The following is a 14,004-nucleotide window of genomic DNA, read 5'->3' on the forward strand; positions in this document are numbered from 1 at the left end:
CAGAAAACCCATCAGTCGGGAGATAGCTTCAATCCCCCCCTTACCCACCCAGCGCATAATCGCCCCGGAGCTGCGCAATGACCCCCAGACGATAATAGCGATAAGCGCAAAAATGATCGGCGGCGCAACGGTGATAACCCAGTGCGGGAATGTCGTCCCATCACGCACCGTTGAGGCGGAACTGATGATCATCGCAATCGTCCCCGGCCCCGCCGTGCTCGGCATGGCTAACGGCACAAACGCGATGTTGGCGCTCGGTTCGCTTTCAAGCTCCTCCGATTTGCTTTTGGCTTCCGGGGATTCGTGCGCTTTATGCGCCGGGAACAGCATCCGGAAACCAATAAAGGCCACAATCAGCCCGCCAGCAATACGCAGACCGGGAATCGAAATACCAAAGGTATTCATCACCAGTTGCCCGGCGTAATAAGCCACCATCATTATGGCAAAGACATAGACAGAGGCCATCATCGACTGCTGATTGCGCTCTGCGCTGTTCATGTTCCCCTCCAGCCCCAGAAAAAGCGCCACCGTCGTTAACGGGTTCGCCAGCGGCAGCAACACCACCAGTCCAAGCCCCACTGCTTTAATCAAATCCAACATAATGCACCGCAGTCCTTATCCTTATTCAACATCGCAATTATAGGGGCAAATCCTCGTCCGGAGCCATCCGACAGCGTAACCATAATTGTCTCGCGTAATTCATAACCCCAGATTATCTGTATGATTTAAAAGCGTACAGAATAAGTTCCTGAAGCGTTTTAGCATTTCGTGGCATCGGCCGATTCATTCAGTTGACTTATACTTGCCTGAGCAATAATATCTGCCGTGACTAAACTACTTGCCAGGGCAACCATTGTGAAAAGCACCAGTGACCTCTTTAACGACATAATCCCACTGGGTCGTCTTATTCATATGGTTAACCAGAAAAAAGATCGCCTGCTCAATGACTATCTGTCACCGCTGGATATCACCGCAACACAGTTCAAAGTGCTGTGTTCCATTCGCTGCGAAGTGTGTATCACGCCGGTTGAGCTGAAAAAGGTGCTCTCTGTCGATCTGGGTGCGTTAACCCGCATGCTGGATCGTCTCGTCTGTAAAGGATGGATAGAACGAAGCCCTAACCCGAATGACAAACGTGGCGTACTGGTGAAACTGACCAGCGATGGCGCGGCCATGTGTGAGCAATGTCATCAATTAGTAGGACAAACACTGCACCAGGAACTGACAAAAAACTTATCGGCAGATGAAGTGGCAACGCTTGAGCTCTTACTCAAGAAAATCCTGCCGTAAACAGAAAAAGAGGTATGACGATGTCCAGACGCAATACTGACGCTATCACCATTCATAGCATTTTGGACTGGATCGAAGATAACCTGGAATCTCCACTCTCTCTTGAGAAAGTGTCTGAGCGTTCAGGTTACTCAAAATGGCACCTGCAACGGATGTTTAAAAAAGAGACCGGCCATTCATTAGGACAATATATTCGCAGCCGCAAGCTGACGGAGATTGCCCAAAAACTGAAAGAAAGCAATGAGCCGATCCTCTATCTGGCGGAACGCTACGGATTTGAATCGCAACAGACCCTGACGCGTACGTTCAAGAACTACTTTGACGTGCCGCCTCATAAGTACCGTATTACCAGTATGCCGGGTGAATCCCGTTATCTGTATCCGCTAAAACATTGCAGTTAATCATCGCCTGTTAAGACGTAACCGAGGAAATCATGAAATTTATCGCCTCCGCCGCCCTCACCTTGCTGGTGCTGGTTTCCGGCCAGAGCTTCGCGGAGCAAACCCCCAATGCGGGGCAGCAAAATAATCGTGACACCATGATTATGCCGTCCACGCAAAACCAGTCGCCCTGGGACTTCAATCACATGGGCGCTGGCAGCGACAAATCCGACGAATTAGGCGTGCCGTATTACAACCACGACCTGTAATTCGTTTTTGCCCCGCTAATGCGGGGCTTTTTTCTGCCTTAACCCCGCACCTGCGTTGCCCGACGCACCCGCAAGCCAAAGACGTTGATATACAGCCCGGCCATAATCAGCCCTGCGCCACACAGTTGCAGCACGCTGAGCGTTTCATCCAGCAACAGTGCGGCGCTGGCAAGCCCGACCACCGGTACCAGCAGCGATAATGGCGCCACACGCCAGGTTTCATAGCGTCCGAGCAGCGATCCCCAGATACCATAGCCAATGATTGAGGCGACTAACGCCAGGTAGATCAGCGACAAAATCGTCGTCAGGTCGATCTCCACCAGGCTTTTCAACATCGCCTGCGGACCATCCAGAATAAACGACGCGGCCATAAACGGCACGATTGGGATCAATGCGCTCCAGACCACCAGCGATAAGACCGGCGGACGCGTCTCGTGCTGCATTATCAGTTTGTTAAAGATATTGCCGCACGCCCAGCTCAGCCCCGCCGCCAGGGTGAGCATAAAGCCTAGCAGCGCGACATGCTGACCGTTGAGGCTGCCTTCAATCAGCACCAGCACGCCAAAGACCGCAAGGCTAATGCCCGCCAGCTGCTTGCCCTGCAAGCGTTCGCCGAAGACAAATGCGCCGAGAATGATGGTAAAGAACGCCTGCACCTGAAGCACCAGCGAAGCCAGGCCCGCAGGCATACCGAATTTGATGGCGCAAAAAAGAAACGCAAACTGACCAAAGCTGATGGTAAGGCCGTAGCCCAGCAGCAGCTTAAGGGGAATTTTCGGGCGGGCAACGAACAGCAGCGCCGGGAAGGCCACCAGCAGGAAGCGCAGCCCCGCCAGCATCAGTGGAGGCATGTTGTGCAACCCCATTTTGATGACCACAAAATTGAGTCCCCACACCACGACAACCAGCAACGCTAACAGCCCGTCTTTCCGCGTCATTTTCCGCCCCTGAATTATTAAAATTTTGTAAACACTTCAAGGTAACAGAAAAAATAGCCCCGCGAGAAGATCATTAATTCTGGTACTGGAGAGAAGCACCTGCGGATAAATTGGGTGCTATACAAGCTGCCGATCCCATGATAATCCTGTAATAACACAACAAAAAAAGCATAAGCATTTGTCGGGCAGGAAAATGAAACCATCAATCAGGCGCTCAACCGCAGCGCTGCTGGCATCGTCATTGTTATTAACAATTGGCCGCGGGGCAACGCTGCCCTTTATAACCATATATCTCACACGCGTGTACGATATGAGCGTGGAGAATATTGGCTATGCCCTTACCGTGGCGTTGACCATTGGCGTGGTGTTTAGCCTTGGGTTTGGCATCCTGGCGGATAAGTTCGACAAAAAACGCTATATGCTGATCGCCATCGTGGCCTTTATCGCCGGGTTTGTGGCGATTCCGCTGGTGAATAACGTGACGCTGGTGGTGCTGTTCTTTGCCCTGATTAACTGCGCCTATTCCGTCTTCTCAACGGTGCTGAAAGCATGGTTTGCCGACGTGCTGACCTCCAGCGAAAAGGCGCGCGTTTTCTCACTCAACTACAGTTTCCTGAACATTGGCTGGACGATCGGGCCGCCGATCGGCACCCTGCTGGTGATGTACAGCCTGCAACTGCCGTTCTGGCTGGCCGCCTTCTGCGCCGCACTGCCGCTCGGGTTTATCCATTTCTTTGTGCAGAAAAGCATAGCCTCAGACAGCCCTGAGGAGAAAATGCCGTGGCAGCCCTCGGTGCTGCTGAAAGACCGGGCGCTGTTCTGGTACACGCTCTCCGGCCTGCTGGCGTCGTATGTGGGTGGATCGTTCGCCACCTGCATTTCCCAGTATGTCCTCGCCGCACATGCGGACAGTGATTTCGCAGAAAAGGTGGTGGCCGTTGTGCTGCCCGTCAACGCGGCGGTGGTCGTCACCCTGCAATACGCGCTTGGACGTAAGATCACCGCCAGCAATATCCGTCCGCTAATGACCGCCGCGACGCTTTTTTTCATCCTCGGGCTGGGCGGGTTTATGCTTTCCGGCGAGAACCTGATTTACTGGGGGATCGCGGCGGCGATTTTCACCCTGGGTGAAATTATTTATGCACCGGGTGAATACATGCTGATCGACAATATCGCCCCGCCGGGCATGAAGGCGAGCTATTTCTCCGCCCAGGCGCTGGGCTGGCTCGGCGCGGCGGCGAACCCGATGATCACCGGGCTCATCCTGACCCATCTGCCGCACTGGTCATTATTTATCATTATGATGGCCGCCATCATTGCGGCCTGGCTGATGATATTGCGCGGGATGCGCGTGAAAAGTGAAGATAGCGTGTCGGGTGGCGCTGCGCTTACCCGACCGACAAAACCCTAATCGTAAGCCGGGTAAGGCGAAGCCGTCACCCGGCAAAACCAACACCCTAGTGGTGCAACATCTCCTCCACCACCTGCTCTTTGTACATCTCATTCGGGTAGTAGGTCGGCCAGTTATCCATCTCTTTCAGCAGCGCCTCGTGGGAGGTGTTGCCCATAAAGATATGGAAGTGTGAAGAGGCTTTCGGCCCGATGATATGGTCGCTGAACTGCACAAACTTAGGCGCCTGGCTCGCGTTATCCTTGCACTCAAACAGGTAGCGCACGCCTTTTTTTCCCGACGCATAGGTCAGAATTTTGTAGCCGCTGTAGTCGTAGCGGCAGCTACTCACCGTTTTGCCGCGGTGGAATTCCATCACGTTGTTTTCAATGCCGATGGCGTCCACGTCCGTCGCGTACCCCTTGCGGTAGTAGGCCTTCACCTCGGCAGCGGATTTTTCTCCCTTCTGCGCTTTCTTTTCGAAAACCGGATCCAGCGAACCATCAAGCAGGAACGGATAAACGGACTGCCAGATCCCGTCCCAGTCAGACAGCTTCCTGTCCCTGACGTCTTTATCCTCAAAGACGCCGTTCGCCGCCTTCTGTTCCGCCTCTGTCATCTGATGACCGTGCGAATGGGCAAAAAGCGATCCGCTTACCAGCAGCGTTCCCAGAGTCAGCGCAATTTTTGCAAGTTGTGCAGCCACAGCAAAATCCTCATTCCGTTTTATAAGAATGAGGATGTTATATTATAACATTTCAGATCGCAACCAGCCCGCGAACGCCCTCCTGCTCCATGTTCTCCCCGCGCCCCTGCTGGACGATGCTGCCGCGCGACATCACCAGATAGCTGTCGGCCAGCTCTGCCGCAAAATCATAAAACTGCTCCACCAGCAGGATGGCCATATCCCCCCGGTTCGCCAGGCTGCGGATCACCTGCCCAATCTCTTTAATCACCGACGGCTGAATACCTTCCGTGGGTTCATCCAGAATCAGTAACCGTGGACGGCTCGCCAGCGCGCGACCTATCGCCAGCTGCTGCTGCTGACCACCGGAAAGATCGCCTCCGCGTCGGTGCTTCATCTCCTTCAGCACCGGGAAAAGCTGCCAAATCTCCTCCGGTACGCTCCTTGCGTTTCCCGCGGAGAAGCGTGACAGCCCCATCAGCAGGTTTTCTTCTACGGTCAGACGCGGAAAAATCTCCCGCCCCTGCGGAACATAGGCCACGCCGGACTGCACCCGCTGGTGCGGTTTACTGTGAGTGATGCTCTTTCCCTGCCAGACGACCTCCCCGGCTTTCACCGGGATCAGCCCCATCAGGCACCTCAGCAGCGTGGTTTTGCCCACCCCGTTGCGCCCCAGCAGGCAGGTAACTTCCCCGACGACCGCCTCAAAGCTCACCCCGCGCAGAATATGACTTCCGCCGTAGTACTGATTCAGTTCGCTAACCTGTAACATCACCTCTCCTTAACGTCCCAGATAGACGTCAATTACCTGTTCATTGGCCTGTACCTCGCGAAGCGAACCTTCCGCCAGTACCCGCCCCTGATGCAGCACCGTGACGTGGTCGGCGATGGTCTCGACGAAACCCATATCGTGCTCAACCACCATCAGCGAATGCTTGCCTGCCAGGGTGCGGAACAGCTCGGCAGTGTATTCCGTCTCTGCGTCGGTCATACCGGCAGCGGGTTCGTCCAGCAGTAACAGATGCGGGTCCTGCACCAGCAGCATGCCGATCTCCAGAAACTGCTTCTGTCCGTGGGAAAGCAGTCCGGCACGGCGATCGCGCTCGCTGCCAAGCCGCAGCAAAACCAGCATCTCATCAATGCGGTCGCGCTGCTCGCCGCTGAGCGTGGCCCGCAGGCTCGCCCAGACGGACCTGTCGGCTTTCATGGCGATTTCGAGGTTTTCCCCTACGGTCAGCGCTTCAAACACGGTCGGCTTCTGGAACTTACGGCCAATGCCCTGACGGGCGATGGCCGCCGGTTCCAGGGCAGTCAGATCGATGGACTGATCGTAAATAGCTTTCCCGCTTTTTGGCCGGGTTTTGCCGGTAATCACGTCCATCAGCGTGGTTTTACCGGCGCCATTAGGGCCAATGATGCAGCGCAATTCTCCGACGCCGATGTTCAGCGAGAGATCGGTCAACGCCTGAAAACCGTCGAAACTGACGTTAATGGCCTCGAGCTGCAACACCGGATCGGTCTGCTCGCGGTAACGGTCGCCCGGTAGCTGGCGGGTAAAGAGTCCTTCAGAGGGCTGCATTAATTCTCTCCCTTACGAAACAGACCGAACACGCCGCGCGGTAAAAACAGCGTCACGGCGATGAAAATCAGCCCCAGAAACAGCTGCCAGTACTCCGGCATCGCCACGGTGAAAAAGCTCTTCGCACCGTTGACCAGCGCCGCGCCAATCACCGGGCCCACCAGAGTGCCGCGTCCACCCAGCGCTACCCAGATGGCCGCTTCAATCGAGTTGGTCGGCGACATTTCACCCGGGTTGATAATGCCCACCTGCGGAACGTACAGCGCTCCCGCCAGGCCACACAGCACGGCGGAAAGCGTCCAGACCAGCAGCTTGAAACCGCGCGGATCGTAGCCGCAGAACGTGAGACGGTTTTCCGCATCGCGCACCGCCGTTAAAATGCGGCCAAATTTACTCTTCGCCAGCGCGTAGCCTGTGCCCAGGGCCAGAAGCAGCAGCACGACCGTTGCGAGAAACAGCGCGATCCGCGTGGTGGTCGCCGTGACGGAAAACCCGAGCAGCGTGGTAAAGCCGGTAAAGCCGTTATTGCCGCCAAAGCCGGTTTCGTTGCGAAAGAACAGCAGCATGCCCGCGTAGGTCAGCGCCTGGGTCATGATGGAGAAATAGACCCCTTTGATCTTCGAGCGAAAAGCAAACCAGCCGAAGACCAGCGCCAGCAGGCCGGGGATCGTCACAATTAACACCAGAGCCCATGCAAAATGCTGCGTTCCCCACCAGAACCAGGGCAGCTCGCTCCACGAGAGAAACGACATAAACGCGGGCAGCCCGTCCCCGGCCGCCTGGCGCATCAGGTACATGCCCATCGCATAGCCGCCCAGGGCGAAGAATATGCCGTGCCCCAGTGAGAGCATACCGGCATAGCCCCAGACCAGATCGAGGGCCACGGCGACAACTGCGTAGCAGAGGATCTTGCCGATGAGCGTCAACATCCACGTAGAAACGGCCAGCGGATGCGTTGCGGGCAACAGCGCGAGAAAAGGCAGCACCAGCAGCGCCGCAACCAGCAGACTGCCGAAGATTTGCGTGGAGCGCGGTGCCCTGCGCGCCAGTGTTAAAGTCAATGGCTGGCTCATCAGTCTGTCACCCTCCCTTTAAGTGCGAATAACCCCTGCGGACGTTTCTGAATAAACAGAATGATCGCCACCAGAATCAGGATTTTGCCCAGCACGGCGCCCATCTGCGGTTCAAGAATTTTATTGAAGATCCCCAGACCAAAGGCCGCCGCGACGCTACCGGCCAGCTGGCCGACGCCGCCGAGCACCACCACCAGGAACGAATCAATGATGTATCCCTGGCCCAGCTCCGGTCCCACGTTCCCCAGTTGGGACAATGCCACGCCGCCCAGCCCGGCAATGCCGGACCCGAGGCCAAACGCCAGCATATCTACCCGTCCGGTGGGGACGCCGCAGCAGGCCGCCATGCTGCGGTTTTGCGTCACCGCCCGCACGTTCAGCCCCAGACGCGTTTTATTCAGAATGAGCCAGGTGAAGAACAGCACCATCAGCACAAACCCGAGTACCACAATACGGTTCCACGGCAGCGTCAGGTTGGCGAAAACCTGCACCCCGCCGGACAGCCAGGCCGGGTTTGCGACCTCAAGGTTCTGGGCGCCAAAGGTCATGCGCACCAGCTGGATAAGCATCAGGCTGATCCCCCAGGTGGCGAGCAGGGTTTCCAGCGGGCGGCCATACAGATGGCGGATCACCGTGCGCTCCAGCACCATCCCGATACCTGCCGTCAGGCAAAACGCCACCGGCAGCGCCACCACCGGATAAAGCGCCAGCCACTGAGGCATCCACTGCGCCATAACCTGCTGCACCATCCAGGTGGCATACGCCCCGAGCATCAGCATTTCGCCGTGGGCCATGTTAATCACCCCCAGCAGACCATAGGTGATAGCCAGCCCGAGCGCGGCCAGCAAGAGTACCGATCCCAACGACAGGCCCATGAAGGCCTGCCCCAGCAGTTCGCCCCACATCAGCCGGTGCTGAATACGGTCCAGGCTCTCAGCGGCGGCGGCACGTACCCGTGCGTCCGGCTCGGTTTGCGCCCGGGTGAACGGCGTCAGCGTGGCCTGAACGTCCGGATCGTCAGACTGTCCCAACAGTTCAACCGCGTTGAGGCGCGTTTCCGCCTGCGGACTCGCCAGCTGAAGATTTGCCAGCGCCAGCCTCAGCGACTGTCGGGTGACGTCGTCCGTTTCGCGGTTAGCCCGCTGTTGCAGAAACCCGAGCATATCCGGCTGGGCGTCACGCTGAAGTTGCCGCGCGGCATGACGCCTTTCGGTGACACTGTCACTGACAAGCTGATGCGTCGCCAGCGCCGTGACGGTTAACACGCGCAGCCGGTTGGTCAGCCGCACGGCTTTGGTCGTTCCTTCGGCGCTCTTTGCCGCGCCCAGGGCAACCATTTCGCCGTCGATGCGGGTAAAAGCCTTCTTCTGGCTGTCGGTGTAGAGGTTCTCCTGTTGCAGCGCTTTAAGCAGCGGCAAACGTGCAGGTTCCGGCGTGGCTGCCCAGCGGGTCAGCATGGCGGTCTGCTGGCTGCGGCTAGCGGCAACGAAATCATCGGCATCCGATGCCTGCACCATCCCTGGCAGCAGTCCGGTAAGCCACACAATCGCAATAATTATGCGCATGGCGTTCATGACGTCTCTCCCTGGTGGTGGCTTAGTTGCTGGCGGTTTTCATCGGCTGGTCAGGTTTTTTGTCATTCCCGGCGATAAACGGGCTCCACGGCTGAGCGCGTACCGGCTGTTCGGTTTGCCAGACGACGTTGAACTGGCCGTTGCCTTCGATTTCACCAATCATGACGGGCTTATGCAGGTGGTGGTTGGTGGCATCCATGGTCAGCGTAAAGCCGGATGGCGCGTTGAACGACTGGCCCGCCATTGCCGCGCGCACTTTGTCCACGTCGGTTGTCCCCGCTTTTTCAACCGCCTGCGCCCACATATGCAGGCCGACATAGGTCGCTTCCATCGGATCGTTGGTGACGACGGTATCGGCATTCGGCAGCTTATAGGCTTTCGCGTAGGCTTTGTAGGCCGCGACAAAAGTCTGGTTGGTCGGGTTATCGACGGATTCAAAGTAGTTCCACGCCGCCAGGTTACCCACCAGCGGTTTGGTATCAATGCCGCGCAGTTCTTCCTCGCCCACCGAGAACGCCACCACCGGCACGTCCGTGGCTTTCAGCCCCTGGTTCGCCAGCTCTTTATAGAAAGGCACGTTGGAATCACCGTTGATGGTGGAGACCACCGCCGTTTTACCCCCCGCAGAGAATTTCTTGATACTGGCGACGATGGTCTGGTAATCGCTATGACCAAACGGGGTGTAGACCTCTTCAATATCTTTATCTTCCACGCCTTTCGAGTGCAGGAAGGCGCGCAGGATCTTGTTCGTGGTACGCGGGTAAACGTAGTCCGTTCCCAGCAGGAAGAAGCGTTTCGCGCTGCCGCCGTCCTCGCTCATCAGGTACTCCACCGCCGGGATCGCCTGCTGGTTAGGCGCCGCACCGGTATAAAAGACGTTTGGTGACATCTCTTCACCTTCGTACTGCACCGGATAGAACAGCAAACCGTTCAGCTCTTCAAAAACGGGCAGAACTGATTTACGCGATACGGAGGTCCAGCAGCCAAACACTACGGCGACCTTATCCTGGCTCAGAAGCTGGCGGGCCTTTTCGGCAAACAGCGGCCAGTTGGAGGCCGGGTCAACCACCACCGGCTCCAGCTTTTTCCCGAGCACGCCGCCTTTGGCGTTAATTTCATCGATGGTCATCAGGGCGACATCTTTCAGGGGCGTTTCTGAAATGGCCATCGTGCCGGAGAGTGAGTGCATGATCCCGACTTTAATAGTCTCTGCGGCCTGGACGCCAAAACTGACGCCCATGGCGACCACGGAGGCGGACAAGGCGAACGCTTTTATAAAGGTACGACGGTGCATATTTTCACTCCTGAAAAAGAAAGCTGTGCGAAGACGTCCGTTACCGCCCGGACGCAGAAAAAGTAACGTCAGTTTCAGGAGAGCAAAAAGGGTGCCAGGTTGCAGAGGCAGGATTTAAACGGGTTCGAAGAGAGGATCTACGGGAAACGACTCAGAATGGTACAGCGCTGCACTGTAATAATGCAGCGCTGTGAACGATGTTACCAGACGTCGCTGGCGATTTGCGTCACCAGGCGAACTTTATCCCACTGCTGGGCTTCGCTCAGGCTGTTACCCTCTTCCGTGGAGGCAAATCCGCACTGTGGGCTGAGGCAAATCTGCTCTTTCGCCACGTAGCGCGCGGCCTCTTCCAGACGCGCTTTCACCCCTTCCGGGTTCTCCAGTTCACCGTGCTTGGTGGTGATTAGCCCCAGAACCACCTGCTGTTTACCCGGGCGCACAAAACGCAGTGGCGCAAAGTCGCCGCTACGGTCGTTGTCGTACTCCAGGAAGAACGCGTCGACGTTCACCGTACCGAACAGCACCTCCGCCACCGGCTCATAGCCGCCTTCGGAAATCCAGGTTGAGCGGAAGTTGCCGCGGCAGACGTGTAGCCCGATGGTCAGATCGTCCGGTTTGCCCTCCAGCGCCTTATTCAGCACCCGGGCATAGGTTCGGGCAAGTTCGTCTGCATCATCACCGCGCTCGCGGATCTGCCGGCGCTGGTCTTCTGAACAAAGGTAGGCCCAGACGGTATCATCCAGTTGCAGATAGCGGCAGCCTGCATCGTAAAAGGCCCGAATGGCATCGCGCCAGGTGGTCGCCAGATCGTCAAAGTAATCTTTCAGATCCGGGTATACCGTGGCATCAATATCCTTGCGGCCACCGCGGAAGTGCAGCACGCTCGGGCTCGGAATAGTCATCTTCGGCTGTGCGTTACCGCTGATGCTTTTGAGGTAGCGGAAATCTTCCAGCATAGGATGATCGCCGAAGCCCAGTTTGCCCGTTACGCGCACGCCATGGGCTTTGGTCTGCACCCCGTTGAACTGAATGCCCTGCTGCGAATCATAACGCTCTACGCCCTGTAGCCCGTCAAAGAAGTCAAAGTGCCACCAGGCGCGGCGGAATTCACCGTCCGTTACCACATGCAGACCGCAGGCGCACTGCTGCTCGACAACATGGCGAATGGCCTCGTCCTCAACCGCGCGAAGCTGACCGGCATCGATCTCACCGCTGGCAAATTGCAGACGGGCCTGTTTAACAGAATCCGGGCGTAAAAAACTGCCGACTACATCGGCGCGGTACGGGGCGTGGTGTCGCTGCATGGAAATCTCCTCTGTCTGTCGGCGTTAATTGCCCACAGTGATAATTCATCTCTTGAATCTTTAGACTTCTGGATGTCTAAACGTCCTGAAAAGATGTCATACCGGCTCGCCGCCGACAAACGAGAAAATTTCATCTGTGTTGAAATAAATTCATGTTCACAGGGCGGGTGATGAAGATCCTGCAAACGCGAACCGCTCATCTTCCCAGCCGGTGATGCCCCCGAGCATAATCTTGACCGGCAGACCCAGACGCGCCAGCTTCAGCGCCGCCCTGTCCGCCCCGTTGCAGTGCGGGCCTGCACAATAGACGACAAACAGCGTGCCCTCTGGCCACGCTTTCATCCGCTCGGCGGTGATCTGGCTCCAGGGTAAATGCAGCGCGCCGGGCAGATGCCGCCGGGCAAAATGTTCAGGTTTTCCGACAACGTGCAGCAGAACAAAGTCCTGCTCACCGCTGGATACCGCGTGATGGACATCGGCGCAGTCCGTCTCGACGCTCAGACGACGCAGAAAATGCCCCACGGCTTCCTGCGGCTCAGCAGCCGGAAATTCAGTAACATAGCTCATGAATCTTCCTCATTTGTGGTGTTTGTGTTAACACTACTCTATCCCTTACTTCAGCCCATGAATGCGTCCGCCTATGCCAGAAAACAGCAAAAAGATGACAAACTTAAGACATCCCTCGCCGCGCGCGGTCGTGCTGGCATATGACGGTTTATGTACCTTTGAGTTTGGCGTGGCGGTAGAGATCTTTGGCTTGCCGCGCCCGGAGATGGGCGAGGACTGGTATCAGTTCGCCGTGGCGAGCGTGGATGACGGCGAGCTCCGGGCAACGGGCGGGATCCGTATTCTGGCCGATGGCGATCTGGGTCTGCTGGAAACGGCGGATCTGGTTGTCGTACCCGGCTGGCGAGGGCTGGACGAACCCGTACCCGACGCGCTCTGTCAGGCGCTCCGTGCGGCGCATGCCCGGGGTTGTCAGCTACTCTCAATCTGCTCTGGCGTTTTCGTTCTGGCAGCCTCAGGCCTGCTTGACGGGCGGAAGGCAACCACCCACTGGCGCTACACGCAAGCTCTGAAAGCACGCTATCCCGCTATCACCGTGGTTGAGGATGTGCTGTACCAGGACGAAGGCGATATTCTCACTTCCGCAGGCAGCGCCGCGGGGATTGATCTGTGCCTGCACGTGGTGCGCCGGAATTACGGTATTGAAGCGGCAAACTGCGTGGCGTGTCGGCTGGTGATCCCGCCCCATCGGGACGGCTCGCAAACCCAGCAGCTTAGCCGACCGGTGGCTCAGTTGCGGGAGAGCCAGCGCCTGGGCCAGCTGTTTGATTATCTTCACCAGCATCTGGCCGTTTCCCATACCGTCGAATCGCTGGCCCTGCGGGTGGGTATGAGTCAGCGCACTTTTCTGCGCCGTTTCCAGGACGCGACCGGAACAACGCCCGCGCGCTGGTTATTAACTGCGCGATTGCAGCGGGCAAAAGATTACCTCGAAAACAGTCGGCTCAGCATCGACAATATCGCGGAACAAACCGGTTTTGGACAAAGCGGCACGCTGCGCCACCATTTCCGGCAGCAATTTGCGCTTTCGCCCGCGCAATATCGCAAACAATTTTCACAGCCGGTACGATAAACGGGCAAAAAAAAACCGCCATAATCTGGCGGTAAATGCTTGCATGGATAGATTTGTATTTTGGTATCTACGCTCCGGTATTCCATACCGGGATGTGGATCATCTGCAATCTACCACTGTGAGCCTCAACGAAGCATAAACGAATCGATTAACCCGCTTTGGTATTAATTTGCAGATAACGCATCAGCCCCTGCTCTGCACTCTGGCGGGCATCATCATTAATCGCTTCGAGATAAAACGCACGAGAGACCCCATACGGCGCCTGCTCGGATGGGTAAACGGCGAACTGGAAGGTTTTGCCCCTCGCCTTATTGGTACAGCCCAGCTCCCAGCGATCTTCACTTACCTGGGTGCTATTACATTCGACACGTCCGTAATCGCTGGTTAAATACGATCCGACACGGCTTTTTGCTGACTGAATATATTCTGGTTCTTCATTTGAATAGATGCTGGCCGCAGCACCCACCGCAACCACTACGCCCAGAAGTGATAGCACGATTATTTTTTTCATTTATTCGATCCAATCCTTAGCCAGAAAAATCTTATTGTAAATGATTTCCCAATAAATCTAGCTTCTCTTTGCATACCA

Annotated in this window: 16 protein-coding genes; 5 read left to right on the forward strand and 11 right to left on the reverse strand. The window is 56.6% G+C overall.

All coding sequences use genetic code 11. The features are described from left to right. A partial coding sequence (locus INF61_RS17785; RefSeq protein WP_193547967.1) for a MarC family NAAT transporter occupies positions 1-600 on the reverse strand: 600 nt, incomplete at its 3' end. A gap of 255 nt (positions 601-855) precedes the next feature. On the opposite strand from INF61_RS17785, the gene marR reads away from it, so the two are divergent. The 3 genes from marR to marB are packed head-to-tail and all read left to right on the forward strand — an operon-like array spanning position 856 to position 1,939. Beyond that, entirely contained in the window at positions 856-1,290 is a 435-nt protein-coding gene (marR, locus tag INF61_RS17790) for a multiple antibiotic resistance transcriptional regulator MarR (protein WP_017383983.1), read from the forward strand. 20 nt (positions 1,291-1,310) lie between these two features. Next, positions 1,311-1,691 carry an MDR efflux pump AcrAB transcriptional activator MarA gene (gene marA, locus INF61_RS17795; RefSeq protein WP_001303241.1) on the forward strand — a complete coding sequence of 127 codons (381 nt, stop codon included), beginning with the start codon at positions 1,311-1,313 and terminating at the stop codon, positions 1,689-1,691. A gap of 32 nt (positions 1,692-1,723) precedes the next feature. Then, complete coding sequence (gene marB, locus INF61_RS17800) at positions 1,724-1,939, forward strand: multiple antibiotic resistance protein MarB (protein WP_015570538.1); 216 nt, start codon at positions 1,724-1,726, stop codon at positions 1,937-1,939. Positions 1,940-1,977: 38 nt separating this feature from the next. On the opposite strand, the gene eamA is transcribed toward marB, so the two are convergent. Further along, positions 1,978-2,877, reverse strand: coding sequence for an O-acetylserine/cysteine exporter (eamA, locus tag INF61_RS17805; RefSeq protein ID WP_017383984.1), 900 nt, complete (start codon positions 2,875-2,877; stop codon positions 1,978-1,980). 193 nt (positions 2,878-3,070) lie between these two features. Here eamA and ydeE point away from each other — a divergent pair, with 193 nt between their 5' ends. After that, the gene (ydeE, locus tag INF61_RS17810; protein ID WP_193547968.1) at positions 3,071-4,288 is read left to right on the forward strand and encodes an efflux MFS transporter YdeE; all 1,218 of its coding nucleotides are present in this window, start codon (positions 3,071-3,073) and stop codon (positions 4,286-4,288) included. Positions 4,289-4,334: 46 nt separating this feature from the next. Here ydeE and zinT read toward each other — a convergent pair whose 3' ends face one another. From zinT to INF61_RS17850, 8 genes are all read right to left on the reverse strand, one after another. After that, the gene (gene zinT, locus INF61_RS17815; RefSeq protein ID WP_193547969.1) at positions 4,335-4,973 is read right to left on the reverse strand and encodes a metal-binding protein ZinT; all 639 of its coding nucleotides are present in this window, start codon (positions 4,971-4,973) and stop codon (positions 4,335-4,337) included. A gap of 52 nt (positions 4,974-5,025) precedes the next feature. Further along, positions 5,026-5,724, reverse strand: coding sequence for an urea ABC transporter ATP-binding subunit UrtE (gene urtE, locus INF61_RS17820; RefSeq protein WP_015570540.1), 699 nt, complete (start codon positions 5,722-5,724; stop codon positions 5,026-5,028). A 9-nt stretch (positions 5,725-5,733) separates the two neighbouring features. Further along, the gene (gene urtD / locus INF61_RS17825; RefSeq protein ID WP_015570541.1) at positions 5,734-6,531 is read right to left on the reverse strand and encodes an urea ABC transporter ATP-binding protein UrtD; all 798 of its coding nucleotides are present in this window, start codon (positions 6,529-6,531) and stop codon (positions 5,734-5,736) included. Next, entirely contained in the window at positions 6,531-7,604 is a 1,074-nt protein-coding gene (gene urtC, locus INF61_RS17830) for an urea ABC transporter permease subunit UrtC (protein ID WP_015570542.1), read from the reverse strand. The genes urtD and urtC overlap by 1 nt, the downstream gene beginning before the upstream one ends. After that, the gene (gene urtB, locus INF61_RS17835) at positions 7,604-9,178 is read right to left on the reverse strand and encodes an urea ABC transporter permease subunit UrtB (RefSeq protein ID WP_015570543.1); all 1,575 of its coding nucleotides are present in this window, start codon (positions 9,176-9,178) and stop codon (positions 7,604-7,606) included. The genes urtC and urtB overlap by 1 nt, the downstream gene beginning before the upstream one ends. Before the next feature lie 22 nt (positions 9,179-9,200). Further along, complete coding sequence (urtA, locus tag INF61_RS17840) at positions 9,201-10,472, reverse strand: urea ABC transporter substrate-binding protein (protein WP_193547970.1); 1,272 nt, start codon at positions 10,470-10,472, stop codon at positions 9,201-9,203. 200 nt (positions 10,473-10,672) lie between these two features. Further along, positions 10,673-11,776 (reverse strand): cobalamin-independent methionine synthase II family protein, encoded by a 1,104-nt coding sequence (locus INF61_RS17845; RefSeq protein ID WP_015570545.1) that lies wholly within the window; start codon positions 11,774-11,776, stop codon positions 10,673-10,675. Between the two features lie 156 nt (positions 11,777-11,932). Beyond that, entirely contained in the window at positions 11,933-12,343 is a 411-nt protein-coding gene (locus tag INF61_RS17850; RefSeq protein ID WP_017383989.1) for a rhodanese-like domain-containing protein, read from the reverse strand. 73 nt (positions 12,344-12,416) lie between these two features. Between INF61_RS17850 and ftrA the strand changes: the two genes are divergently transcribed. Next, a complete protein-coding gene (ftrA, locus tag INF61_RS17855; RefSeq protein ID WP_045345224.1) occupies positions 12,417-13,415 on the forward strand; it encodes a transcriptional regulator FtrA in 999 nt (332 codons plus the stop codon). A gap of 148 nt (positions 13,416-13,563) precedes the next feature. Here ftrA and INF61_RS17860 read toward each other — a convergent pair whose 3' ends face one another. Next, positions 13,564-13,926, reverse strand: a complete 363-nt coding sequence (locus INF61_RS17860) for a hypothetical protein (protein ID WP_015570547.1) — start codon at positions 13,924-13,926, stop codon at positions 13,564-13,566. Between the last annotated feature and the right edge of the window lie 78 nt (positions 13,927-14,004).

It is taken from the genome of Enterobacter cloacae complex sp. P18RS (assembly GCF_014982105.1).
Classification (GTDB): Bacteria; Pseudomonadota; Gammaproteobacteria; order Enterobacterales; family Enterobacteriaceae; genus Enterobacter; species Enterobacter hormaechei_C.